Origin of the sequence: Halopseudomonas pachastrellae (assembly GCF_900114765.1) — a bacterium.
Taxonomy (GTDB): domain Bacteria; phylum Pseudomonadota; class Gammaproteobacteria; order Pseudomonadales; family Pseudomonadaceae; genus Halopseudomonas; species Halopseudomonas pachastrellae.
The window spans coordinates 99,694-124,928 of record NZ_FOUD01000012.1 but is presented as its reverse complement, the minus strand read 5'-3'; the positions used below and the strand labels follow the sequence as shown (position 1 = coordinate 124,928).

Here is a 25,235-nt window from a genome sequence, read left to right as displayed (position 1 = left end):
TGAGCTTTCGCGTCGTGGCTACTGCTCAATTTGGCTAGAAAAGCTTTAGTGATAGGGGGTTGCAGTGGATGGCACAGCATTTGCTTTTACGTCAGGTAGCCAACCGGCTATCTCACAAAAGGAGTTTACTATGAAGGCTCAAAAGGGTTTTACCTTGATCGAGCTGATGATCGTAGTCGCGATCATCGGTATCCTGGCTGCCATCGCACTGCCGGCCTACCAGGACTACACCGCTCGCGCCCAAGCTACTGAAGGCTTGAAGGCAACCGCTGGTCTGCAGGCTGATATCGCTGTGGATACAGCAGAGGCCGGTGCGGCCGCTGCTAGCGCTACCACCATCGCTTCGGCGGCGGCGCTTGATGGTCAATACTTTGACCCGGGTGAGGTGACTGTTAGTAACGTGGGTGTTATCTCTGTTGCTTTCTCTTCGGGCGCCCTGGCCAACGAAACTCTGACCATGACGCCGGCGGTAACTGCCAGTGGCCAGATTTCGGGTTGGACTTGTGCCGGTTTGAGTAATGCATCCCATATCCCGTCCGGTTGCCGCTAACGGATAGGTGGAGAGAGTTTTAGCAGTAGTTACACGCGCTGCTTGTTGCTCTTTGCGATAAAAGCCCCCGGTTTGTCCGGGGGTTTTTTATGGGCGCCGTCTGAGTCTGGATTCCATCCTGGTGGGTGGCACTTCCTGCGCACTTGGTCTAGCTACGCTCAGAATCTTAGTAGCAATGGCCTTTCATCTTTGTTTCCCCCTTCTCCCACAACCGCCACTCCCCAGTCTCATACGCCTGCCACTGCTCATTGCTGGTCAGCGGTTCTGTCGCGATCACGGTCACCACGTCGTTGCGGGTGGTGTGCTGCTGAAAGTCGATTTCCAGGTCAATGTCACTGAGCACGGCGGGGCCGAAGGGCGCGCGGCGGGTGATCCAGTGGAGTTTGCTGGTACACAGGGTGAACAGCCAGTCGCCGTTGCTCAGCATCAGGTTGCATACCCCCAGTTCGCGCAGCGGGGCGCAGCATTGGCTGAGGGTGTCGGCGATCTCGGCAAGGCTTGGGGGCTTGCTGTAGCGGCGGGCGAGGTTATTCAGCAGGTGGCAGAAGATGGCTTCGCTGTCGGTGTCGCCGACCGGGGTGTAGTGGCCGCTGTCAGGGTTGAAACCGGCCAGTTGGCCATTGTGGGCGAAGGCCCAGTACTGGCCCCAGAGTTCGCGGGTGAACGGGTGGGTGTTGGCCAGGCTGACGCCGCCGACATTGGCCTGGCGGATATGGCAGATAACGTTTTCCGACTTGATCGGGTATTGCTCGATCAGCTTGGCAATGGCCGAGCTGTGGCAAGGATTGGGGTCGTGAAAGCAGCGCAGCCCTCGGCCTTCGTAGAACGCCACTCCCCAGCCATCACGGTGCGGGCCGCTGTCGCCACCGCGGCGCATCAGGCCGGCGAAGCTAAAGCAGATATCGGTCGGGACGTTGGCGCTCATGCCAAGCAGTTCGCACATGGTGACTCCGGGGTTGGCGGGTGGCTACAGGCATTCTACCCGGCGCTGGGCGAGTTTTGTGTGCAGATGCCGGTGCTTGTTTTGGCTTCGTGCATGGGCCGGTAAGAGAGCAGTGGTGATGTTCCTTTCTGGGGCGTTGCTGTGCATTTTGTGGTGCGGTTGCGGCGCGGCAGCTGACTCTTTTTTGTTTTTTGACTCACTCATTGGCGGCTTAAGGCTGTCTAGAGAGGTGCTTTCAGAGCCTCGTAAACATTGAGTATTGATCTGTCATGGTGGCTGTGACTCAATGGTCAAAGAATTGCATTATCTTGTTTTGGATCAACTCAGGGCTGTTCTCTTCTTTTCTACAATAAGAGTCTCTTTCCCTGCCTGCATCGGATGTGCAGTTTCGTCTGGTGCTCGATTCCGTTGTGCGTTGCGGTCGCCTGAACCGTCGCGCTTACACCCAACTGGTATTGAGGACGTCGACCATGAAACAACTGACCCCAATGGATTCCCACTTCTTCTATTTTGAGGCACCAAACCAGCCGATGATGATTGGCAGTCTCTGGTTGTGTGATCAGAGCAGTGCGCCAGGAGGGCTGGTGCGACACAAGGAAATCCTGCAGTACATATCCGATCGCCTGAACACGACGTCTTACTTTCGCCGCCGCCTTGAGCAGGCACCTTTCCAGCTGGATGATCCGTACTGGCTGGATGATGAAAACTTCGATTTGGAATACCACGTTCGGCATGTCGGCTTGCCGCAGCCGGGCGACTGGCGTCAGCTGTGCATCTTCACCGCCCGTACCATGTCTCGCAGCGTCGACATGGAGCGCGCACCCTGGGAGATCTACATCATCGAGGGCGTCAATAACGTACCGGGCATTCCGCCGAACAGTTTTGCGGTACTGATTCGCTTCCACCACGCCTATGTGGACGGCAAGGCCAGCCTGGAGCTGACCACAGCGATGATGGAGGAGACCGCCGAGCATGAATATGGCCGGCGTGATCGGGTTGAGGTGGCGGAGCGCGCGCCAACCCGGCTGGAGATGTGGGCACGCACTACGCCGCGCATGATGGGGCAGTCTTTGCGTAGCTTGCGCGCTGGCTGGGTGGCCGGGCGCAAGAGTCTGGACCTGGTGCGTCGCCTGCGTGACGAGGCCCAACCCGAGCAGCGCAGGGTGCCGCGGACCCTATTCAATGCCCAAGTGTCGCCGCATCGTGCCTATGGTGCCTTGACCTGGAGTATCCCCGAACTCAAGCGTATGCGGCAGCTGTGCCCGGGTGCCACGCTGAATGATGTGGTCATCGCCATTATTGGCGGCGGCATGCGGCGTTATCTGATGCACCACAACCAGTTGCCGGCCAATGAGTCTCTGGTGTCGATGTGTCCGGTGTCGGTGCGGCCGAGCGAGGCGATGAAGGACTGCGGTAACCTCATTTCTGCGATGTTCATCGGCATCGGCACCGATATGGCCGATGCGACGGACCGGCTGGCGGCAGTCCACCGCCGCACGGCGCGCGGTGTGCCGCTGGCCAGGGATGTGCTCTGTGATCTGAACAACGCCGTGGGTGACATGATCCCGCCCTACGTGCGCGCACTTGGCGCCTGGGTGCAGAACAAGGTGCGCCTTGCCGGGGTGTTGCCGCTGATCAATACGCTTATCACCAATGTGCCGGGTATTCCCGGGCTGCAGCCGCGCTATTTTGCGGGCGCCAAGATCGTCAACGTGTTCCCCATTGCGCCGGTGTGCGATGGCATGGGTGTCAGCCACTGCCTAACCGGCATCTATGACGATCTGAATCTTGGCGTACTGGCCGACCGCAAAATGATGCCCGACATGGATCAGTACATCGCCTGCATGGCGGCCTCCACTGATGAGTACCGTGCCCTGCTGGCAGAGCTGGAAAAGGCAGCGGCCGCAGAGCCGGTTGCGCTGGAAGCGCGCAAGCAGGCCATAGACGCATCGGCCGGCGATCCAGCTGGTGCCGGTTCGCCGGGCGCCCAGCCTGAAAAAAGCCGACAAGCCGGGCGCCGACGCAAAACGTCCAGCCGCCCCACTGAAGGGCCAGCCGCGGCCACTGCCAAGCCGGCCGGCGCAGCTTGAACCTGATCAATCGCACTGTGGCGGCACTCAGCGTGCCGGGGGAGTAACGTATGGCGGTTAATTTATTTCAGCGAGGCAAGAGCAAGGCGCTGCTGCAATCCATGGAGAAGGCCGAGGACTACGCACAGTGGAGCGAGTTGGCAGCGGCCTGGGATCACGAGCAGGGGTTGGACGACTGGAAGCAGGATGACGCCTGCGAAAGCTACGACTACCGCTCGATACGCCAGCGCCTGGATATATTGCGTGACCTACGCTTTCGCAAGGACTGGCACCAGCTGCTGTTTGTGCTCAACGAAGGGGTGCACGGCAACCTTGGCGGAATCGGCAAGCCATCGCTCTACAACAAGGCGCGCCTGGGCACCAAGAACCTGATCACCCGCTATATTGACGAGCTGTGTGGTGCCCTGAACGATCTAAACGAGGTCGATGACGAGATTGTTCCGCTGGCCGAGAAGCAGGATTTCTTTCTGCGCGCCAGCCACTGCAACGGCCGCACGGCGCTGATGCTGAGTGGCGGTGCGGTGCTCGGGTTCTTCCATACTGGCGTGCTCAAGGCGTTGTTCGATCAGGGCCTGCTGCCGGAGATCATTTCCGGCAGCAGCGCTGGGTCCATTCTCGCGGCAACGGCCTGCACGCATCCGGATGTGGAGCTGCGCGAGCGACTGAGCCTGGATAACCTGCATCACGAGGTAGAAGAAACCACCGCCATCCGCCCCTCGCTGACGTTGTTTGGCGGCAGTCGCGCGATGGATGTGGACAACCTGCGCGACTACCTGGCCAAGATCATTCCTGATATGACCTTTCAGGAGGCCTTTGAGCTGACCGGGCGCAAGCTCAATATCACCGTGACAGGGCTGTCGACCCAGCAGGCGCCGCGTCTGCTCAATGCTATTACCTCACCCAACGTGCTGATCCGCTCGGCGGTGATGGCGTCCTGCGCCATTTACGGCATTTACCCGCCGGTGACCCTGATGTGTCGCAACGCTGCCGGTGAAACCGTGCCTTATCTGCCCGGCATGAAATGGATTGACGGCTCCTTTGCCGATGACCTACCGGCCAAGCGTCTGGCCAGGCTCTATGGTGTGAATCACTTCATCTCCAGCATGACCAACCCGGCGGCGCTGGCCATCACGCCTGATCCGGATGCGCCGCGCAGCCGCCTGCGCAACCTGGCGCATTTTCAGGCGCGTTTCCTCAAGCTGGGTGCCGCTGAAGCCATGCGCTTTACGCGCGACAACGTACGTATCAAGAGCCCGGTCATCAATCTGATGCAGCACCTGACCTACGGCGTCCTCGCGCAGGAGTACACCGCTGATATCAACATCTTCCTGCGTAACCGCTGGGATCACCCCTTGCGCCTGCTGGCGCCGCCTACCCGTGAAGCCATGCACCGCCTGATTCACGAGGGTGAGCGCTCAGCCTGGGAGAAGGTTGAGATGGTGCGCAACTGCACCTCCGTCAGTCGCACCCTGGACAACATCCTGCACACCCGGGGGTGGGAGAAGTAGCGCCTTGGGCCGCAGCCGCCAAGTGGGATGCACGCGGCGCTTTTCATTCATCGCGGCCCTGCGCACAATGCCGCGATGAACTCTGACCGTGAAGATGCTGCCATGACCTCTGAAGACCTGCCGCTCGCCGGCCGCCGTATTGCGCTGCCCGAGAGTCGTGAACTCGACCTGTTTGCCGACATGCTGATCAAGCGTGGTGCGGATGTGCTGCGTTGCCCGTTGGTGGCGATCCATGACGCGCCTGACCCGGCGCCGGTGCTGGCCTGGATGCATACGCTGATCAGCCAACCGTTTGACCGTTTGATTCTGCTGACGGGCGAGGGCTTGCGGCGCATGCTGGCGCTGGCCGAGCGTGAGGGTGGCAGCCTGCAGGCAGACTTTATTGCCGCGCTGGAGGGCATTCCCAAGCTGACCCGTGGCCCCAAACCGGGCGCTGCGCTGCGCAAGGTGGGCCTCAAGGCTGACCAGGTTGCGGTGGCGCCGACTACCGAGGGCGTGATCGAGACCCTTAAGGGTGAGAGCCTGCGCGGGCAACGTATCGGCGTGCAGCTCTACGGTACTGACCCCAACCGTCGGCTGGTGGACTTTCTCGCTGGCGCCGGTGCCGAGGTCAGCACGGTGGCACCCTACATTTATGCTGATGACGTGGAGGATGCACAGGTCGAGGCGTTGATCGATGCGTTGCTGGCGACCGAGGTTGACGCCATCGCCTTCACCAGCGCCACCCAGGTGCGCCGCCTGCTGCAGATCGCCAAGCGGCGGGAGCAGGGTGAGGCAGCGCTGCTGTCCGCTTTGGGTCGCATCAAGGTGGCTGCCGTCGGGCCTGTGGTGGCAGACGAGCTGGCTGCCTGTGGTGTGCAGGTGGACCTGATGCCCGAAAGCAGCTTCTTTATGAAGCCACTGGTGCGTGAGTTGGTGAAGGTACTGGGCACGCGTTGATCTGGGTTAAAGGCGGGTTTTTGTGGAATGCTGTGATAGCGCGTAAAGGTACTGCACAGTGTAGTCTGCCGAGTGCGCGGATGCTGGAGCGTGCACCGGGTTTTGTCCCGTTTACGCGGGCGAGTAGCGCAGGGCTGGCGGGAAAAAGAGCGGCAGCATGTCTGAGGAGCGGAGCGACGAGTTCTGCCGCTCCCCGTTAGCCTGAGCAACGCAGCGAACCCGAAGGGCCGCGTAGTCGGGTGCCTGGGGGATCGCCAAGGGGGGGCTGGGCAAGCAGCCCCCCTTTGGCTCGCCGTGAAGGCGAAAAGCTGACTTGATGTAGGCGTAATGAAAGAAGATCAGTTGCTCTGTGGTTCGCGACGCGCTTTTGGGTTCTGTATCTATCGCCTCTTGTCACGCGCAGATGCTGGGGCAACAATGCGGTTTTGCTCACGCCATAGCACCAAGGACGCTGGATGACCACCGAACCCGCCGCACTGCGCCTTAACCCCGAACAACTCACCGCCCCCATCGACCTCGATAATCTTGGCTTTGCCACCACCGACGACCTGGAACCCTTCCGCGGCATTCTTGGCCAGGAGCGGGCCGTTGAGGCGCTGCAGTTTGGCGTCGCGATGAGCCGGCCCGGTTATAACGTCTTCGTCATGGGTGAGCCGGGCACCGGCCGTTTCTCCTACGTCAAACGCTACCTGCAGGCCGAGGCCAAGCGTCAGGTTACGCCGCAGGACTGCGTGTACGTCAACAACTTCGACGAGCCGCGCGAGCCCTGGGTCATCAGCCTGACGCCGGGGTCGGCCGGGCAGTTGATCGAAACCATCGAAAAGCTGATCGACAACCTGCTGGCGACCTTTCCTGCGGCCTTTGAGCATCCCGCCTACCAGCAGCGCAAAAATGCCATCGACCGCGCCTTCAACCAACGCTATGACCGCGCGCTGGATGCCGTTGAGCGGTTGGCGCTGGAAAAGAGCATCGCCCTGTACCGCGACGCGCAGAACATCGCCTTTACTCCGATGAAAGAAGGCAAGGCGCTGGATGAAGCCGAGTTTGCCCAGTTGCCCGAGGAGGAGCGCGACCGTTTTCATGCCGATATTTCTGCCCTGGAAGAAAACCTCAACGAGGAGCTGTCCAGCCTGCCGCAATGGAAGCGTGAGTCCAGCAATCAGTTGCGTGAGCTGAACGAGGAAACCATCACCGACGCGCTGCAGCCACTGCTGGAGCCGCTGCTGGAAGCCTATTGTGGCAACCAGGCGGTATGCGAGTACCTGCAGGCAATGCGTCAGAACCTGCTCAAGACGGTGATTGATCAACTGGTCGAAGAGCGCGCGCTGGAGAGCCGGCCTGACGCCTACAAGAAGCAGCTGCTCACCGAGCAATACTGCCCCAGCCTGATTGTTGGCCATGCGACCAACGGTGGCGCGCCCGTGGTGCACGAGCCGCATCCGTCCTACGACAACCTGTTTGGTCGGATCGAGTACTCGCCGGAGCAGGGCGCGCTGGTGACCAGCTATCGCCATATCCGTTCCGGTGCTCTACACCGGGCTAACGGCGGCTATCTGCTGCTCGAAGCGGAGAAGCTGCTGAGTGAGCCTTTTGTCTGGGATGCGCTCAAGCGTGCGCTGCACTCACGGCAGCTGAAGATGGAGTCCCCCTGGGCGGACATGGGGCGCCTGGCGACGGTCAGTCTGACGCCACAGGTACTGCCGCTGAATCTCAAGGTGGTGATCATCGGCTCACGCCAGGTCTATTACGCGTTGCAGGACCTGGATCCGGATTTTCAAGAGATGTTCCGGGTGTTGGTGGACTTTGACGAGGACCTGCCGCGCACGCCTGACAGTGTCGAGGGCATGGCGCAATTGCTCAAGACGCGCACCTCGGAGGAGGGGCTGGCGCCGCTCAGCGCCGCTGCGGTGGCGCGAGTGCTGACCTACAGTACCCGGCTGGCCGAGCACCAGGCGCGGCTGTCGGCGCGTATCAGTGACATCTTCCAGCTGGTGGCTGAGGCTGATTTTCTGCGTCAGCTGGCCGGTGACCCCTTGACCGATACTGCGCATATCGAGCGCGCCCTGCGGGCCAAGGAAACCCGCACCGGCCGTGTCAGCGCGCGCATTCGCGAGGATATGGTGTCGGGCGTGATTTTGATCGACACCGACGGCGCAGCCGTTGGCAAATGCAACGGGCTGACCGTGTTGGAGGTTGGTGACTCGGTGTTTGGCTTGCCTGCGCGTATCAGTGCCACTGTGTATCCGGGTGGCAGCGGTATTGTGGACATTGAGCGCGAGGTTAACCTCGGTCAGCCGATCCACTCCAAGGGCGTGATGATTCTCACCGGCTTTTTGGGGAGCCGCTACGCCCAGAAGTACCCGCTGGAGATCTCCGCCAGCATTGCGCTGGAGCAGTCCTACGGTTATGTGGATGGCGATAGTGCCTCGCTGGGCGAAGTCTGCACCTTGATCTCCGCGCTCTCGCGCACGCCACTGAAGCAGTGCTTTGCCATCACCGGGTCGATCAACCAGTTCGGCGAGGTGCAGGCGGTGGGTGGCGTGAACGAGAAGATCGAAGGCTTCTTCCGACTGTGTCAGGCCCGTGGCCTGACCGGGCAGCAAGGCGTTATCATTCCGCGCTCCAACGTGCCCAACCTGATGCTGGATGAAGAGGTCCTGCAGGCGGTGCGTGCTGGCGAGTTTGCGGTCTATGCCGTGTCCTGCGTTGATCAGGCGCTGGCATTACTGGCTGGTGCGCCGGCCGGTGAGTTGAACGCCGAGGGCGACTTTACCGAGGGCAGCATCAACGCTCAGGTGGTCGCGCGCCTGGCAGAAATCGCCGAGCGGGATCGCGAAGAGGAAGAAGAGGGCGAGCAGGCTGACACCGAGGGTAAGTGACAAAAGGCTACTATGTCTCGCACCGCACCTGCTCTGGTGCGGTTCACGGGGGTCTGTCTACAGGGTTATCCACAGCTTTGGTTGCGCCGCGCTGCTGCGACGGCGCGTCGCGTGGGCGCATTTGTAGCTTGACGTGGGCTCATTCATCTGAGTTCTTCCGGGCAGCTAGGTAGGCCAGAGGCTGCATATGTGCTGGGCTGCAAGGCTGCGAAGAGTAAAAGTAGAGGCTGCTGTAACAACTGTGCAAAAAATGCACTGATTGCCGAAGCTGCCGGGTTTATAAGGCACAGGGCGGTTTATCAGACCACTGCACACAGACTTATCCACAGATACTGTGCACAACTGCCCTGACCACGAGTTATCCACACGAGGCATTACCGTTTATGGAACGTTTACTGGAAAACATGATGTATTCGGCGCGCTGGATTCTGGCGCCCATCTATTTTGGTTTGTCATTCGCGTTACTGGCGCTGGCGGTCAAGTTCTTTCAGGAGCTCATTCACCTGGCGCCGCACCTGCTTGAAACCGCCGAGGCTGACCTGATTCTGGTGGTGCTCTCGCTGGTGGATATGGCTCTGGTCGGCGGCTTGCTGGTCATGGTCATGATCTCTGGCTACGAGAACTTTGTGTCTCAGCTGGATATCGATGAGGGCAAGGAAAAGCTCAGCTGGCTGGGCAAGATGGACTCCGGTTCGCTGAAAATGAAGGTGGCCGCGTCCATCGTTGCCATCTCCTCGATTCACCTGCTCAAGGTGTTCATGAACGCGACCAATATCGATAACGACAAGCTGATGTGGTACGTGGTGATTCACCTGACCTTTGTGGTGTCGGCCTTTGCCATGGGGCTGCTGGACAAGGTAGGCAAGGACAAGAGCTACGACTGAGCCTCTGTATAATTTTGTTGCTTTTTTGATCGTGGTGTATAGTCTTTGTATAGGTTTTCGGAGGCATAGCCATGACCCTGGAAGAACTGCATAGCGCCGCTCGCGCGGGCCAGCTGCAGCGTCTGTCGCTGCTGTCGCAGGAAGGCAGCCTGTATCTGGTCGAAGCGCGCATTGACGGCAAGAGCGCGCTGCTTAGCGAAGAGGGCGTGGCAAAGCCGCGCCACTTCCGCTCGCTGGACGATGCACGTCGCACGCTCAAGGAACTGGCCTGGCCTAGCATCGATCTGGTGCACCTGAACGTTGCTGACGAGGCGTGCGCCGGTGACCCCCTGAGCCCGGCTGCGACACAGGGGGCGATGCGCCTGCGCTTGCCACTGCGCCCGTGAGCGTGCGCCGTCTGGTGCTGCTGTTGGGCGACCAACTGGACCCGCAGATCAGCAGCCTGCGTGACGCCGACCCGGCGCGCGACCGCATCCTGCTGGTCGAGGCCGCCGAAGAAGGGCGTTACGTCCCGCATCACCCGCAGAAAATCCTGTTTATCCTCTCGGCCATGCGCCATTTCGCAGCGCATCTGCGAGAGCAGGGTTTTATCGTTGATTACATCACCCTGGATGACCCCGCCAATACCGGCAGCCTGGATGGCGAGCTGGCGCGCGCCCGTGCGCAATACAAGCCAGATAGCATCCTGCTGACCGAGCCGGGCGAGTGGCGGCTGCTGGAGCGCTTTTGCCAGCGTCAGTCTGATTGGCCCGAGCTGGAGTTGCGTGCTGATACCCGCTTCTTCTGCAGTAAGGAGCGCTTTGCTCGCTGGGCCGACGGCCGCAAGCAACTGCGCATGGAGTATTTCTACCGCGAGATGCGCCGAGAAAGCGGCCTGCTGATGACGCCCGACGGCGAGCCGGAAGGCGGTGCCTGGAATTTTGATGCCGATAACCGCAAGGCCTTGCCGCGCGGCACCAGGGTGCCGGAGCAGGCGCATTTTCCGGTTGATCGCATCACCGGTAAGGTCGAGGTGTTGGTGCGTGAGCACTTTGCCGACCACTACGGCCAGCTGGACGGGTTCGATTACCCGGTCACCCACGCCGACGCTGATGCGCTGTGGCAGCATTTTCGCCAGCATGCTCTGGCCAGTTTTGGCGATTATCAGGACGCCATGGCCAGTGACGAGCATTGGCTGTTTCACGCCCGCATTGCGGCCGCCATGAACATTGGTTTGCTGGACCCCAGGCGCATCTGCCTGGATGTTCAGGCTGACTGGCAGGCGGGCGCCGTACCGCTGAACGCGGCGGAAGGCTTTATCCGCCAGATTCTGGGCTGGCGAGAATATGTGCGGGGCATCTATTGGCTGATGATGCCGGAGTATGCCGAGCGTAACGCCTTTGGCAACCAGCGCGCCTTGCCCGAGTTCTACTGGACCGGCCAGACCCGTATGCGCTGCATGCAGCAGGCCATCGGTCAGACCCTTGAGCATGCCTACGCACACCATATTCAGCGGCTGATGGTGACGGGCAATTTCGCCCTGCTGGCGGGGGTTGAACCCTCGCAGATATGTGACTGGTACCTGGCGGTGTACATGGACGCCTTTGACTGGGTGGAGCTGCCCAACACCCTGGGCATGGTGATGCACGCTGACGGCGGGTTTCTGGGCTCCAAGCCCTATTGCGCCAGCGGCCAATACATCAAGCGCATGTCGGACTACTGCAGCGGATGCAGCTATAAGGTCAGCGAACAGACCGGCGCCAGGGCCTGCCCGTTCAATGCCCTCTACTGGCATTTCATCATGCGCCACCGCGAACAGCTCAAAGGCAATCCGCGCATGGGGCTGGTGTATCGCAACCTGCAGCGTATGCCCGAGGCAAAGCAGCAGGCTTTGTGGGATTGGGGTGAGCACCTGCTGGCGCGTCTGGACGCCGGAGACGCGCTGTGAGGCGCAAGGGCGATCTGCCGCAAAAGCTGTGCGCGGTCTGCGGCAGGCCTTTCAGCTGGCGCCGCAAGTGGGCAGCGTGCTGGGATGAGGTGCGCTACTGCTCTGAACGGTGTCGACGCGCCAGGTGATCAGCTGGCGGCCAGCACTACAAACTTGGGGGCAGCAGCCAGTTGCTCGACGTGCTTGAAGTCACGTTTCAAGGTCTGGTGATAGCCAAGATGGCGATTGCCTACCACCAGCAGCGTGCCGCCCGGGGCGAGCGCGTGACGACTCTGACGGAACAGCCGCCGGGCGATCTGGTCACCAACCACCTGCTGCTGGTGGAAGGGCGGATTACAGAGGATCACATCGGCGCTGCTTGCTGCAGCCTCGCTCAGGCCGTCGCTGACGATAAAGCGGGCACTGCGTGCGGGAAAGGCCGCGGCAAAGTTGTCGCGCGCCGAGGCAATCGCAGCCCAAGACTCGTCGATAAAGGTGAGCTGCGCATCAGGGTTGCGCAGGGCTGCCATCAGGCCAAGGGCGCCGTTGCCGCAGCCCAGGTCAACCACACGCGCACTGCCCAGATCTGCAGCAATGCAGGGCAGCAATACCCGGGTGCCGATATCCAGCTTCTCGCGGGAGAATACGCCGGGACGGTTGCTTAGCAGCAGGTTGGTGCCTTCCAGCGGGTAGTGGCTGGCGAGATCGCGGCTGCGTGGTTGCAGCGCCGGGTCGTACTGGCATTGCAGCAGGCGGGCCTTTTTCCAGCCAAGTGAGGCCTGGTAAGGGCCGATGTGCGCGGCCAGCAGATCACCCGCGCTGGGCGGCAGGTGCTTGATCATGCTGCCTGCCAGCAGCAGCGCCTGGTCAGTCAGCAGGGGGCGCAGGCGTTGCAGCTGATCCTGCAGCAGGCTCAGGCTCTTGGGAATACGCAGCAATACCTGTTGATAGTGCCCGGTAGGCGTCTCGGTGCTGTTGAAAAACTGCACGGCGTCGCTGCCCAGCCCATTGGCTGCAAGGTTGCTCTGCAGCGCCCGCCAGCTCATCCAGGAGTCACCCCAGCTGTGCACTGTCTTGCCTGCAGCTGCCAGTGCGCAGGCCAGGGTGCCAAAGCTGTCATTGATCACCAGCAGTGGCTGGTCGCTCTCTGGCGCTTGCTGCACGCGTTGCAGCAGATACAGGTCGGCAGTGTCAAAGGCCTGAAGTGCGGTATCGCGGGAGGCGGGGTAGCGCTGCAATTGCAGCGTGCCGTAGGGCGTGGTGCAGGAGAGCATGGTCGGCCAAGGCGTTAAACAGGGTGCGGCAGTATAGCATTGAGCGGGGGCGGTGCCCCGCTCAGCGTGGCGGCCCTCAGGCCTGCTTCTGATCCTTCAGCAGGTCGCGAATCTCGGTCAGCAGCACTTCTTCCTTCGACGGCGCTGGCGGGGCGGCGGGCGCTGCCTCTTCTTTCTTTTTCAGGCTGTTCATTACGCGCACGGCAACAAAGATGGCGGCAGCGATAATGATGAAGTCCACCACGCTTTGGATGAACAGGCCGTAGCCGATAGCAACTTCAGCCGCTTCGCCTTCAGCTTCCTTGAGCACGATCGACAGATCGGTGAAGTTGACGCCACCGATCAGCACACCCAGTGGCGGCATCACGATGTTGTTGACGAAAGAAGAGACGACCTTGCCAAAGGCGGCGCCAATAATGATACCTACGGCCATGTCCACGACATTGCCGCGCATTGCAAAGGTCTTGAATTCGCTCAGCAGCTTCATGCTTCTAATCCTTGTATGACGCCCCGTTGGCGTGTCTAGGGTCTACAGACCCTAATCATAGCCAGCTGCTGGCGTTCATACCAAGCGTTATATCGCTCGCGTTCAGCGCTCCTTCAGTGCATCAGCCAGGGTTTCGCAGACGATGCGCAGAGCCTGGATGCGCGCGTAGCGTTTGTTCTCTGCCGGAATCAGGTGCCAAGGGGCATGGCGTGTTGAGCTGTGCTCGACCATGTCGTTCATCGCCTGCACGTAGTCTGGCCAGCGCTTGCGATTGCGCCAGTCCTCGTCGGTCAGCTTGTAGCGCTTGACCGGCGATTGCTCACGGGCCTTGAAGCGTTTTAGTTGTTCTTCTTCGGTGATGGCCAGCCAGAACTTGATGACCAGAGTGCCGCTGTCGCTCAACTGCTGCTCAAAGTCATTGATCTCGCCATAGGCCCTTTGCCAGTCTGGCGCATCGCAGAAGCCTTCCACCCGCTCGACCAGCACCCTGCCGTAGTAGCTGCGGTCGAAGACCACCACATTGCCCGGCGCCGGAATGCGTCGCCAGAAGCGCCAGAGATAAGGCATGCGGCGTTCTTCGTCGGTGGGTGCGCTGGTGCCGTGTACGCGCAGAATACGCGGGTCCAGGCACTGGGTGATGCGCCGGATAGTGCCGCCCTTGCCGGCCGCGTCGCTGCCCTCGAATACCAGTAGCAGCGAGCGGCGGGCAAAGCGTGGATGCTGGATCAGCTCGCGCAGTCGCGCCTGCCAGGTGTGCAGTTGCTCCTGATAGTCGTCCTTGTCCAGCGCCAGGCTGTAGTCCAGTTGGCCAAGGTAGTCGCGCTGGGCTGCCTGCCATCCGTAGACCGGCCGCGGCGACGGCTCGGAGGCCAGGCGCTGGCGCATGGCCTCAAGTACGATCTGGCCGATGCGCTGGTCGCGCTCGTGCGGGTCTGTTGCCGGCACGCGAATCCAGGGCGCGCCCTGGGTGGAGGTCAGCTCGGTCATCAGCCGGGCACCTTCGCGGACCTTTTCGTAATCGGCTGCGCTGAAGTCACCCCATTCGCGCATGGCCACCGTCTGCTCCAGCAGGGCTGGGTCGATGCGCTGGCGCTTGCCCTGCTGGTCATCGGTCAGGTGCAGCCAGATCTTGACCAGAATGATACCTTCGTCGTTGAGCAGGCGCTCAAAGCGCAGAATCTGCTGCATCTGGGCGGTAAAGCGAGGAATGCTCAACTGGCCGCGGCTCAGGCGCATCAGCGGCTGGTGGTACCAGGAGCCGAGATAAAAGCCCAGTTCGCCTGTCGGCGGTAGGGTACGCCAGTACCGCCAGAGCCTTGGCATGCGCCGCTCAACCCCTTTGGGCAGGGCAAAGGCACGGGTGTTGAGATAGCGGTTGTCGAGCCATTCGTAAAAGCTGTGAATGATCTCGGCCTTGCCGGCAAAGTCGTTACCGCTGATCAGCAGCAGCACCGAGCCGTGTTGCAGGGTGCGCAGCTCAAACTGGGCTTCGAGCAGTTCTTCGCGTAGCGCCTCGCGCTCTGCCTTGCGTTTGCGGTGGTGGTCCTTGTCGCTCATGCCGGCACCTTCGACCAGTCAACGTCGGGAATCTGCTCGTACGCCGGTCGGGCCAGTAGGTACCCTTGGAAAAGATATATGCCTATGCCGCGCAGGAAGGTCAACTCGGCGACGGTCTCGACCCCCTCGGCAATGACCTCAATATTCAGCGCCTGACACACGCCGAGAATGCCGCGCGCGATGGCCTGACGAACCGGGTCGCTATCAATGCCGCGCAGCAGTGCCATATCCAGCTTGATGATGTCTGGCTGAAACTCGGCCAGCAGGTTCAGCCCCGAGTAGCCTGCGCCAAAGTCATCGATGGCGGTCTTGAACCCTCGGCGGGAGTATTCGCCGAGAATGCCCTTGAGGTGATCGTGATCGGTCACCTGTTCACCCTCTGTTACTTCAAACAGCAGGCGCTCTGGCGGAAAGTTGTAACGCTTGGCGGCCTCCAGTGTGGCGCGGATGCAGGCCGCCGGCTCGTAGACCGCGTTGGGCAGAAAATTGATGCTGACGTAGCAGGGCAGTTGCAGGCGAGCGGCCAGCTCGACGGCCTTGACCCGGCAGGCTTGGTCAAATTGGTACCGGTTCTCGTCGGTCACCTGTGCCAGAATGGCGGCCGCGCCGCTGCCGTCGGTGCCGCGCACCAGCGCTTCGCAGGCAAACAGACTACGGTTGCGCACATCGACAATCGGCTGGAAGGCCATGCTGAACTCAAAGGGCAGGGCTGGGCGCTCGGTGCACGCACGGCAGGGTGGCGGGGAGGGGGACTCGCTGGTCATTGCATAGGATCCTTGTGACTGACTCGCTGCCACTTATCTGTCTTTTTGGGCAGTAGTGCGCAGTGTCATGTTGGCGCATGCGGTGGCTGATTTGTCGGGAAAGTATCATCGATCCCAGATGGCCAGTATGGCACGATGCAAACAAAGTATGTTGAGAGCGATATGGCCAAACAAAAACGCGTATACGGATGCACCGAGTGCGGTGCGACTTTCTCCAAGTGGGCAGGGCAATGCCCGGAGTGTCAGGCCTGGAACTCCATGGTCGAGACCGTGGTGGATACCACGCCAACGGGCGGCAGTGCCTCGCGCTCAAGCAACTGGACCGGCCAGCAGGCACAGATCAAAACCCTGGCTGAGGTAACTACCGAGGAAACGCCGCGTCAGGCCAGCGGTTCCTCCGAGCTGGACCGGGTGCTTGGCGGCGGTCTGGTAGGCGGTTCTGTGGTGCTGATTGGCGGCGATCCCGGTATCGGCAAGTCCACCATCTTGCTGCAGACATTGTGCCGTCTGGCCCAGAGCATGCCGGCACTGTATGTCACCGGTGAAGAGTCGCAGCAGCAAGTCGCCATGCGCGCCCGCAGGCTTGGCTTGCCGGAAGACAAACTGAAGGTCATGACCGAGACCTGCATCGAGAGCATCGTGGCCACCGCCCGGCACGAGCAACCGAAGGTTATGGTCGTGGACTCGATCCAGACCATTTTTACCGAGCAACTGCAGTCAGCGCCGGGCGGCGTGGCGCAGGTGCGCGAGAGCGCTGCGTTGCTGGTGCGCTACGCCAAGCAAAGCGGGACGGCGATCTTTCTGGTGGGGCATGTGACCAAGGAGGGCTCGTTGGCGGGCCCGCGGGTGCTGGAGCACATGGTCGATACCGTGTTGTATTTCGAGGGTGAGGCCGATGGCCGTTATCGCATGCTGCGCGCGGTAAAAAACCGCTTTGGCGCGGTTAACGAGCTGGGCGTGTTCGCCATGACCGACAAGGGACTGAAAGAGGTCGCCAACCCGTCGGCGATCTTCTTGTCACGCTACGACGCGCCGATTCCGGGCAGCGTGGTCATGGCGACCTGGGAGGGCTCGCGGCCCATGTTGGTTGAAGTGCAGGCGCTGGTCGATACCAGCCACCTGGGCAATCCGCGGCGGGTAACCCTTGGGCTCGACCAGAACCGGCTGGCGATGTTGCTGGCGGTATTGCACCGCCATGGCGGTGTGGCGACTTACGATCAGGACGTCTTTGTCAATGTGGTGGGCGGGGTCAAGGTGTTGGAAACGGCGGTGGACCTGGCGCTGCTGGCTGCCGTCATGTCCAGCCTGCGCAACCGGCCGTTGCCGATGGACCTGATGGTATTTGGTGAGCTGGGGCTGTCTGGCGAGATCCGTCCGGTGCCCAGTGGCCAGGAGCGCTTGAAAGAAGCCGCCAAACACGGCTTCACCCGCGCCATCGTGCCTAAGGCCAATGCGCCTAAGGAGTCACCCAAGGGGATGCAGGTCATCGCGGTGACTCGATTGGATCAGGCGTTGGCGGCCATTTTTGAGTAGCAGCGGCCGGCGCTGGCGCGCCGGGTTTGAAGCTTGAGGCTGGAAGCTTGAAGCAGTCCGAGTTGTAGCGGATGTCAGGTTTACGCGGACCTCGTAAATTCTGCTTGACCTGCTTTGCGAGGAGTTCAGCCTGATTAAGCTTCCAGCTTCCAGCTTCCAGCTTCCAGCTTCCAGCTTCCAGCTTCCAGCTTCCAGCTTCCAGCTGCAGCGCGCGCCGCCTAAAGCAGTGCTCCAAGCTCACGTTCCAGCAACGCCTCATCACCCAGGTTGAGTGCGATGAGGCGGCGCAGGTGGCTGATGGAGTCGAGGTCGATGTGTTGGCATTCGAAGCCCAGCAGGCCTTCCTCGGCGTGGGCGAGGGTGACTTCCATGCGAATCTGATTGGCGCCGGCCAGCTCAATGAGGGCGATGAAGGGGGCGCGGGCGCGCTGTGCGTCCCATCCATCGGGCTCCAGCAGTAACAGGCCGCGCAGCGAAACATCCACCAGTTGCACGGCAATGCACCAGTCATCCTGCTGCAGCAGGGTATGCGCGTCGAAGGGGACGCGGCTGAAGCGGCGGCGATCATCGTGCATGGTCGGCTCCTGTTGCTAGGCCTGCTATGTGAAAGCGCTGACCAATGCTACACGCCCTGCGGCGTGTGGCATTGGTTCACGCTTTCCTTACTATAGCTGCTTTTTCAGACCACACCCTGTGCCAGCATGGCGTCGGCCACTTTCACAAAGCCGGCAATATTGGCGCCGCGGACATAGTCGATATGGCCGTCCTCGTCCTTGCCGTAGTGCTCGCAGGCAGCGTGGATCGACTGCATGATGCCGTGCAGCTTTTCGTCTACCTCACCCGCACTCCAATGCAGGCGCATGGCGTTCTGGCTCATCTCCAGTCCACTGACCGCTACACCGCCGGCGTTGGCTGCCTTGCCCGGGGCAAACAGCACGCGGTGCTCCTGCAGCAGGTCAACGGCTTCCAGTGTGCTGGGCATGTTGGCGCCTTCGGCCACGGCAATGCAGCCGTTGTTGATCAGGTTGCGGGCGTCGTCTGCGTCCAGTTCGTTCTGGGTGGCGCAAGGCAGCGCGATGTCGCAAGACAGGTGCCAGGGGCGCTGGCCAGCGATAAATTCGCAGCGGTCGCCGTGCAGGGCGTCAAGACGGCCACGTTGCTCGTTCTTCAGGGTCATCAGCGCTTCCCATTGGTCCAGCGTCATGCCGTCCGGGTAGTACAGGGTGCCGCCGGAGTCGGAGACGGAGATAACCTTGCCGCCGAGTTCCAGCACTTTTTGCGCCGCGTACTGGGCGACATTGCCCGAGCCGGAAATTGCCACACGCTTGCCTTCGATCTGCTGGCCGCGTTGCTTGAGCATCTGCTCGGCAAAATAGACGCAGCCGTAGCCGGTGGCTTCCGGGCGGATCAGGCTGCCGCCGTAGGTAATGCCCTTACCGGTCAGCACAGAGGTAAATTCGTTGCGCAGGCGCTTGTACTGGCCATACAGGTAGCCAATTTCTCGGGCACCAACGCCGATGTCGCCGGCGGGAATATCCAGGTCTGCACCAATATGGCGCGACAGTTCGGTCATGAAGGCCTGGCAAAAACGCATGATCTCGCCGTCGCTCTTGCCCTTGGGGTCAAAGTCCGAGCCGCCCTTGCCGCCGCCTAGCGGCAGGCTGGTCAGCGCATTCTTGAATACCTGTTCAAAGGCGAGAAACTTGAGTACCCCGAGGTTGACCGACGGGTGGAAGCGCAGGCCGCCCTTGTAGGGGCCGATGGCGCTGTTCATTTGCACTCGATAGCCACGGTTGACCCGCACCACGCCCTGGTCATCGACCCAGCAGACGCGAAACTGGATAACCCGCTCTGGCTCGATCAGGCGCTCGATGATGCCGGCACGCAGGTATTTGGGGTTGGCTTCAAGGAATGGCCACAGGGTGCTCAGAACCTCTTCGGCCGCTTGGTGGAATTCTGGCTGGTAGGGATCGCGGAGTTTCAGTTCGGTCAGGCAGGCAGCCAGGGTTGGAATCATGTCTGGGGTCACTTTTCTATACGTTCAGGACGGAAAAGTGTAAACCTACCAGAGTGCCGCATGCACAGGAATGGTGCATTCAGAAAATTATGTTGTGCAATTGTGTTTGTTTTTGGTGCGCAACGTCAGCGGCTCAGGCGAGCCGCTGACACTCAGTTGGCTCAGGCCAGCTTTTTATAACGCACGCGGTGCGGTTGCGCAGCTGCGTCGCCCAGGCGTTTCTTGCGGTCCGCTTCATACTCGGTGTAGTTGCCTTCGAAGAAGGTCACCTGCGAGTCGTCTTCGTACGCGAGGATGTGGGTGGCGATGCGGTCTAGGAACCAGCGGTCGTGCGAGATCACGATAGCGGCACCCGGGAAGTCCAGCAGGGCTTCTTCCAGTGCGCGCAGGGTTTCAACGTCCAGATCGTTTGACGGTTCGTCGAGCAGCAGTACGTTGGCGCCTTGCTTGAGGGTCAGAGCCAGGTGCAGGCGGCCGCGCTCACCACCGGACAGGTCCTTGACGAACTTCTGCTGGTCTGAGCCCTTGAAGTTGAAGCGGCCCACGTAGCCACGGGACGGCATTTCATAGTTGCCGACCTTGATCTGGTCAAACCCGTCGGATACCTGCTCCCACACGGTCTTGTTGCCGTCCAGGTTGTCGCGGCTCTGGTCAACGCTGGCGATCTGCACGGTTTCACCGATGTCGATGGTGCCGCTGTCGGGTTGCTCTTTGCCGGTGATCATGCGGAACAGGGTCGATTTACCCGCGCCGTTACCACCGATCACGCCGACAATCGCACCCTTGGGCACGGCGAATGACAGGTTGTCGATCAGCACGCGATCGCCAAAGCCCTTGGTGACGCCATTAAACTCAATGACCTTGTCACCCAGGCGCGGGCCTGCGGGAATGTAGATTTCGTTGGTCTCGCTGCGCTTCTGGAATTCCTGCGATTGCAGCTCTTCAAAGCGTTGCAGACGTGCCTTGGACTTGGCCTGACGACCCTTGGCTCCCTGGCGTACCCACTCCAGCTCGGCCTTCATGGCCTTGGCGTGAGAAGCTTCCTGCTTGGCTTCGGAGGCCAGACGGGCGGCCTTGGATTCCAGCCACTGGGAGTAGTTGCCCTCGAACGGGATGCCCTGACCGCGGTCCAGTTCGAGAATCCAGCCGGCGACGTTGTCGAGGAAGTAACGGTCGTGGGTAATGGCCACCACTGTGCCCGGGAAGTCGTGCAGGAACTGCTCCAGCCAGGCGACGGAGTCGGCGTCCAGGTGGTTGGTCGGTTCGTCCAGCAGCAGCATGTCGGGGGCCGACAGCAGCAGGCGGCACAGTGCGACACGGCGCTTTTCACCACCGGACAGGTGTTCGATCTTGGCATCCCAGGCTGGCAGGCGCAGGGCGTCAGCGGCCACTTCCAGCTGGCGCTCCAGGTTGTGGCCGTCGGCGGCTTGCAGAATGGCTTCCAGCTTGCCCTGTTCGGCGGCCAGCGCGTCGAAATCGGCGTCGGGTTCGGCGTAGGCAGCGTAGACTTCGTCCAGGCGGGCCTGAGCGTTCTTGATCTCGCTGACCGCTTCTTCAACAATGTCGCGCACGGTCTTGCTGTCGTCCAGCTGCGGCTCCTGCGGCAGGTAACCGACCTTGATGCCGGGCATCGGGCGGGCTTCGCCCTCGATTTCGGTGTCGACACCGGCCATGATGCGCAGCAGGGTGGATTTACCTGCGCCGTTGAGGCCCAGTACGCCGATCTTGGCGCCCGGGAAGAAGGACAGTGAGATGTCCTTGAGAATCTGACGCTTCGGGGGGACAACCTTCCCTACCCGGTGCATGCTATAAACGTATTGAGCCATGGTGGCAGAACCTGTTGAATGGGAATGTGCGAAAGGCTTCGCCTGGGCCGGCGAAATGTGGTGGCAAGGCTAGCCCAACTGGCGTTTCAGGGCAAACCCTGAACCCTGCCCAGAGCCTGTCTGCGAGGTGCAGCGGGTTGATCGAATGCGACCGGAAAAGTGACTACCTTGGATAACAACAACAAAAACAGGTTGCCGTCTGCACGCGGCTCGGGCACTGATGCTGCCATGCCCACCCATCTTGGTGTGGTGATGTTTGCGGTCGCGGCGCTGCTGCTGATGGCGTTACTGGCCTGGCAGACGCGCACGGACTATCAGGGGCTGCAGCGTCAGCACCAGGTACTGGTCGAGGAATCGGTCTGGCTGATTGCCGATCAACTGGCGCTGAACCTGGCGACCAGCTCCAATGCGCTGGTATTTCTCCTCGATGACCTTGAGTCGCGCTCAGCCGATACACGCCTGCAGGCGGTGCAGCAGCTGCTGCCCGGTGTGCACGGTGTGCATCTGGTGTATCTGGACCGGCTGCCCCGTGATATTCGCGAGCCCTGGGTGCAAACCGCCCGCCGCTTGCAGTTGGGCGGCGAGACCTTTGGGCTGGACTCCAGCGCCGAGCGCAATCGCCTGTTCTGGACGCTGGCCAGCCAGGAGCCGGGGCGTTTCTGGATATTGAGCATGGACGAGCGTGTGCTCTCCTCGCTGGTTGCATCGCGCACCGGTCAGGGTTACATCTGGCTACTCGAAGACACCGGGCGAGCGCGGGTGCTGGTGCGTCAGCAGCAGGAGCGCGCGTCCTATCTGGGCAACACGGCAGTGACCTCGCAGGAGCGGTCGCAGGTGGCTTTCAGCGCGCCGGTCAGCGGCACGCTATGGCAGGTGCGCGGTCTGGTCGAGCCGGATTATTACGCCCACCTTATGGCGCCGCTGCTGTTGGGCAAGGCCGGGCTGCTGTTGATCTGCCTGCTGGTGCTGATGAGCGCGTTGTGGCTGCTGGGGCGGCAATCGCGCACCACCCGGCAGTTGCAGCAGCGCCAGGACCAATCACTGCGCAGCATGCTGGATACCGAGCGGCGTTATCAGGACGTCTTCCAGAATGTGGACATGGCCCTGTGCGTGGTCGACCTGGTTGCGCTCAAGCAGATGCTGCTGCGCGAGGGCATATTCAATGCCGAGCAACTGGATGCGTGGTTGAAAGCCAACCCGCAGCGCCATGCACAGTTGCTGGACGAGGTTCGGGTGGTCGAGGCTAATCAGGTAGCGCTGGATTTGCTAAGTCTGCCGAGCATCGAGGCCTTGCAATCTCTGCTGCGTGGGTCAGGGCGGATGCGACCGGGCGGCGCGCGTTATCAACTGGTTCTTGCGTTGGTCAATGGTGATGAGCGCTTCGATGTAGAAACCCCCTTGCGCGGACCTGATGGCAATACGGCCTATGTGTGGATGGTCATGCGCCTGCCGGCCGATGTCGATTGTCTGCACGCCGTGACGCTTAGCATCACCGACCTTAGCCAGCGGCGCTCTGCCGAGTTGGTGCTGCGCCAGAGTCGTGAGTTCTGGGCTGGTGTGGTGCGGGCCTTGCCTGACCTTATCTACATTCGTGACGCCAAGTGGATGGGCCCGGGCGACTTTGTTTTCAGCAACCGCACGTTAGCCAGCATGCTGGGCTACAGCACCGAGGAAGAGGCCAAGATGGGCCCTGACTATCGCACTGTGCTGCTGCATCCTGATGACCGGGAATACATGGCCTTCAATCGCCGCCTGCAGTTTGTTGTAGGGGACAGTCAGCTGCTGGAGTGGAAGGTGCGCTGGCGCCACCGCGACCTGGGCTGGCGCTGGTTCAGCATCAGCTCCAAGGTGTTCAAGCGTGCGCCCGATGGACGAGTGCAACAGGTGATTGGTTTTGTCCGGGACATTCACCATCAGACGCTGGCTAATGAGGTCATTCAGCGCTCTGAAGCCCGATATCGCCTGCTGACCGAGAATATTGCCGATATCGTCTGGTCTACCGACAGTGACTTCAAGCCGGACTATATCAGCCCATCGGTGAAACGCCTGCTGGGTTACACGCCCAGCTTTATGCTCAGCTCAGCGTCTCGTGAGGTATTGGCCGACGCGCGTTTTGACGATTTCATGGCCGGTATCCGCGCCGAGCTGCGGGAGCAGGTACACGCGCCGGAGCGTATTCAGGCGCTGCGGCGTCAGGGCTACCACCGCCAAATCGTCTTTGATTGCATCAAGGCGGACGGACTCAAGTGTCCGTTGGAGGTGCGTGTGTCACTGATGTGGAGCCCGCAGGGGCGTTTTTTGGGCTTGCTTGGTTTGGCGCGGGACATCAGTGAGCAGCGCCGCACCGAGAACCGCCTGCGCATGGCCGCAACGGTATTCGAGAACACCACCGGCGCTATCGTTGTGACGGATCCGGCGGGGTACATAGCCCAGGTCAATGAGAACTTCAGTCGCATCACCGGCTACTCACCGGAACAGGTTATCGATCAGTTGCCCGCGTTGCTGGTCGGCCAGCAGCACGAGCCGGCGTTTTACGCCGAGATCCTCAGCACCTTGCGTAGTGAGGGGCGCTGGGAAGGCGAGCTTTGGCAGCAGCGCCGCAACGGTGAAGGCTTCCCCACTTGGGCGGGTATTTCCGCGGTACATGACAACGACGGTGACCTGGTCAGCTATGTCTGCTTTTTTGTAGATATCAGCGAACGCAAGGCAACCGAGGCGCGCATTGAAAGCCTGGCTTACTACGATGTTTTGACCGGGCTGGCTAATCGCACCCTGTTCCAGGACCGGTTGCAGGCAGCCTTGCAATTGGCCATGCGTCGGGGGGAGTGGGTAGCCGTGCTGTTTCTGGACCTGGACAGGTTCAAGCCGATCAACGATAGCCTTGGCCACGCCGCCGGTGATCAGGTGTTGATCGAGGTTGCTCACCGCCTGCGTGGCTGTGTACGTGAAAGCGATACCGTTGCCCGCATGGGGGGCGATGAATTCACGCTGCTGCTGACCGGCCTCGCTGACCGCGAAGTGGCTCTCTCGGCGGCCATGCATGTGGGTGAAAAAGTCCTGCGAGCGCTGGCACCGGCCTTTGTGCTGCAGGGGCGAGACTTTTTTGTCAGTGCCAGTATCGGCATTGCCTTTTACCCGCAAGACGGTGAGCAGAGCAGCATCCTGCTGAAGAACGCCGACACCGCGATGTACCATGCCAAGGCGTCCGGCAAGGCGACCTTCCAGTTCTACCAGAGCGACATGAACGCCCGCGCGCTGGAGCGTCTGGCATTGGAGAACGACCTGCGCCGCGCGGTGCAGGAGCAGGCTTTCGAATTGGCGTATCAACCGCAGTTCAGTTGTGCTGATGGCCGGTTGACCGGTGCCGAAGCCTTGCTGCGTTGGCGGCATCCCCAGCGCGGCACGGTGTCGCCCGCGGAGTTTGTACCGATTGCCGAGGAGCTGGGCCTGATCGGCACCCTGGGGGAGTGGGTGCTCGAAGAGGCAGCCCGGCAGACCGCTGACTGGCAAGCAAAGGGGCTTTACCTGCCGCGCCTGGCGGTCAACCTGTCGTCCATGCAGTTCGACGACGGTGAGCTGGCCAGTCAGATTGTCACCATTCTTGAGCGTCACGGGCTGGCGCCGTCGTTGCTGGAGCTGGAGCTGACCGAAAGTATTCTGCTGCGCAATATCGACGCCACCATGCAGACGCTGGATGCACTCAAGCGCAAGGGCATGCATATCGCGATCGACGACTTTGGCACCGGCTACTCGGCGCTCAACTATCTGCGCGACTTCCCGATCGACACCTTGAAGATCGACCGTGGCTTTATCCACAGCATGCACCCGGGCAGCCGGGATGCGCGGCTGGCGGAGGCGATTGTTGCCATGGGTCGCAGCCTGGATTTGCGGGTGCTGGCAGAGGGGGTAGAGACCGCGGAGCAGTTCGCGTTGATCGGCCAATTTGGTTGTGATGAGGTGCAGGGCTACCATCTGGGCAGGCCGGTAAGCGCTGATGAGTTTTGCCAGCGCTGGCTGCAGCAGGCGCGCTGAACGCCGGTTGAGCGCAATTTGTATGCAGCTGAGCGCTTTTCAAGTG

The 25,235-nt window shown here is 61.2% G+C and carries 19 protein-coding genes; 11 read left to right on the top strand and 8 right to left on the bottom strand.

The annotated features are described in order from the left end of the window. Positions 1 to 130 precede the first annotated feature (130 nt). On the top strand, positions 131 to 550 hold the full coding sequence (locus BM116_RS19160) for a pilin (protein WP_083725338.1): 420 nt from the start codon (positions 131 to 133) through the stop codon (positions 548 to 550). Positions 551 to 716: 166 nt separating this feature from the next. On the opposite strand, the gene BM116_RS11005 is transcribed toward BM116_RS19160, so the two are convergent. Further along, positions 717 to 1,493, bottom strand: a complete 777-nt coding sequence (locus tag BM116_RS11005) for a class II glutamine amidotransferase (RefSeq protein ID WP_083725340.1) — start codon at positions 1,491 to 1,493, stop codon at positions 717 to 719. A 470-nt stretch (positions 1,494 to 1,963) separates the two neighbouring features. Between BM116_RS11005 and BM116_RS11000 the strand changes: the two genes are divergently transcribed. The 8 genes from BM116_RS11000 (at position 1,964) to BM116_RS10965 (ending at position 11,848) form a co-directional block, all read left to right on the top strand. Then, positions 1,964 to 3,583, top strand: a complete 1,620-nt coding sequence (locus tag BM116_RS11000; RefSeq protein WP_083725342.1) for a wax ester/triacylglycerol synthase family O-acyltransferase — start codon at positions 1,964 to 1,966, stop codon at positions 3,581 to 3,583. A gap of 50 nt (positions 3,584 to 3,633) precedes the next feature. Further along, positions 3,634 to 5,091 (top strand): DUF3336 domain-containing protein, encoded by a 1,458-nt coding sequence (locus BM116_RS10995; RefSeq protein ID WP_083725344.1) that lies wholly within the window; start codon positions 3,634 to 3,636, stop codon positions 5,089 to 5,091. A gap of 102 nt (positions 5,092 to 5,193) precedes the next feature. Beyond that, complete coding sequence (locus BM116_RS10990; protein WP_083725490.1) at positions 5,194 to 6,030, top strand: uroporphyrinogen-III synthase; 837 nt, start codon at positions 5,194 to 5,196, stop codon at positions 6,028 to 6,030. 455 nt (positions 6,031 to 6,485) lie between these two features. Then, positions 6,486 to 8,909 (top strand): Lon protease family protein, encoded by a 2,424-nt coding sequence (locus BM116_RS10985; RefSeq protein ID WP_083725346.1) that lies wholly within the window; start codon positions 6,486 to 6,488, stop codon positions 8,907 to 8,909. 383 nt (positions 8,910 to 9,292) lie between these two features. Further along, positions 9,293 to 9,793 carry a TIGR00645 family protein gene (locus BM116_RS10980; protein ID WP_083725347.1) on the top strand — a complete coding sequence of 167 codons (501 nt, stop codon included), beginning with the start codon at positions 9,293 to 9,295 and terminating at the stop codon, positions 9,791 to 9,793. Between the two features lie 71 nt (positions 9,794 to 9,864). After that, positions 9,865 to 10,179 (top strand): DUF6482 family protein, encoded by a 315-nt coding sequence (locus tag BM116_RS10975; protein WP_083725349.1) that lies wholly within the window; start codon positions 9,865 to 9,867, stop codon positions 10,177 to 10,179. Continuing rightward, positions 10,176 to 11,720 carry a cryptochrome/photolyase family protein gene (locus BM116_RS10970; RefSeq protein ID WP_083725351.1) on the top strand — a complete coding sequence of 515 codons (1,545 nt, stop codon included), beginning with the start codon at positions 10,176 to 10,178 and terminating at the stop codon, positions 11,718 to 11,720. The genes BM116_RS10975 and BM116_RS10970 overlap by 4 nt, the downstream gene beginning before the upstream one ends. Further along, entirely contained in the window at positions 11,717 to 11,848 is a 132-nt protein-coding gene (locus BM116_RS10965) for a DUF2256 domain-containing protein (protein ID WP_083725353.1), read from the top strand. Before BM116_RS10970 ends, BM116_RS10965 begins: the two co-directional genes overlap by 4 nt. Here BM116_RS10965 and BM116_RS10960 read toward each other — a convergent pair whose 3' ends face one another. The 4 genes from BM116_RS10960 to BM116_RS10945 form a co-directional block, all read right to left on the bottom strand. Beyond that, positions 11,849 to 12,973 carry a methyltransferase gene (locus BM116_RS10960; RefSeq protein ID WP_083725355.1) on the bottom strand — a complete coding sequence of 375 codons (1,125 nt, stop codon included), beginning with the start codon at positions 12,971 to 12,973 and terminating at the stop codon, positions 11,849 to 11,851. Positions 12,974 to 13,049: 76 nt separating this feature from the next. Beyond that, complete coding sequence (gene mscL, locus BM116_RS10955) at positions 13,050 to 13,460, bottom strand: large-conductance mechanosensitive channel protein MscL (protein WP_083725357.1); 411 nt, start codon at positions 13,458 to 13,460, stop codon at positions 13,050 to 13,052. A 102-nt stretch (positions 13,461 to 13,562) separates the two neighbouring features. Further along, the gene (gene pap, locus BM116_RS10950; protein ID WP_083725359.1) at positions 13,563 to 15,017 is read right to left on the bottom strand and encodes a polyphosphate:AMP phosphotransferase; all 1,455 of its coding nucleotides are present in this window, start codon (positions 15,015 to 15,017) and stop codon (positions 13,563 to 13,565) included. Then, positions 15,014 to 15,781, bottom strand: coding sequence for an EAL domain-containing protein (locus BM116_RS10945; protein ID WP_083725361.1), 768 nt, complete (start codon positions 15,779 to 15,781; stop codon positions 15,014 to 15,016). The genes pap and BM116_RS10945 overlap by 4 nt, the downstream gene beginning before the upstream one ends. Before the next feature lie 162 nt (positions 15,782 to 15,943). On the opposite strand from BM116_RS10945, the gene radA reads away from it, so the two are divergent. Next, complete coding sequence (gene radA, locus BM116_RS10940) at positions 15,944 to 17,314, top strand: DNA repair protein RadA (RefSeq protein ID WP_083725363.1); 1,371 nt, start codon at positions 15,944 to 15,946, stop codon at positions 17,312 to 17,314. Positions 17,315 to 17,532: 218 nt separating this feature from the next. Here radA and BM116_RS10935 read toward each other — a convergent pair whose 3' ends face one another. The 3 genes from BM116_RS10935 to ettA form a co-directional block, all read right to left on the bottom strand. Next, positions 17,533 to 17,889, bottom strand: coding sequence for a PilZ domain-containing protein (locus tag BM116_RS10935; protein ID WP_083725365.1), 357 nt, complete (start codon positions 17,887 to 17,889; stop codon positions 17,533 to 17,535). Positions 17,890 to 17,993: 104 nt separating this feature from the next. Then, a complete protein-coding gene (gdhA, locus tag BM116_RS10930; RefSeq protein ID WP_083725367.1) occupies positions 17,994 to 19,331 on the bottom strand; it encodes an NADP-specific glutamate dehydrogenase in 1,338 nt (445 codons plus the stop codon). Between the two features lie 161 nt (positions 19,332 to 19,492). Beyond that, on the bottom strand, positions 19,493 to 21,157 hold the full coding sequence (gene ettA, locus BM116_RS10925) for an energy-dependent translational throttle protein EttA (protein ID WP_083725369.1): 1,665 nt from the start codon (positions 21,155 to 21,157) through the stop codon (positions 19,493 to 19,495). A gap of 228 nt (positions 21,158 to 21,385) precedes the next feature. Between ettA and BM116_RS10920 the strand changes: the two genes are divergently transcribed. Next, positions 21,386 to 25,189 carry an EAL domain-containing protein gene (locus BM116_RS10920; RefSeq protein WP_139056953.1) on the top strand — a complete coding sequence of 1,268 codons (3,804 nt, stop codon included), beginning with the start codon at positions 21,386 to 21,388 and terminating at the stop codon, positions 25,187 to 25,189. Positions 25,190 to 25,235: the final 46 nt, after the last annotated feature.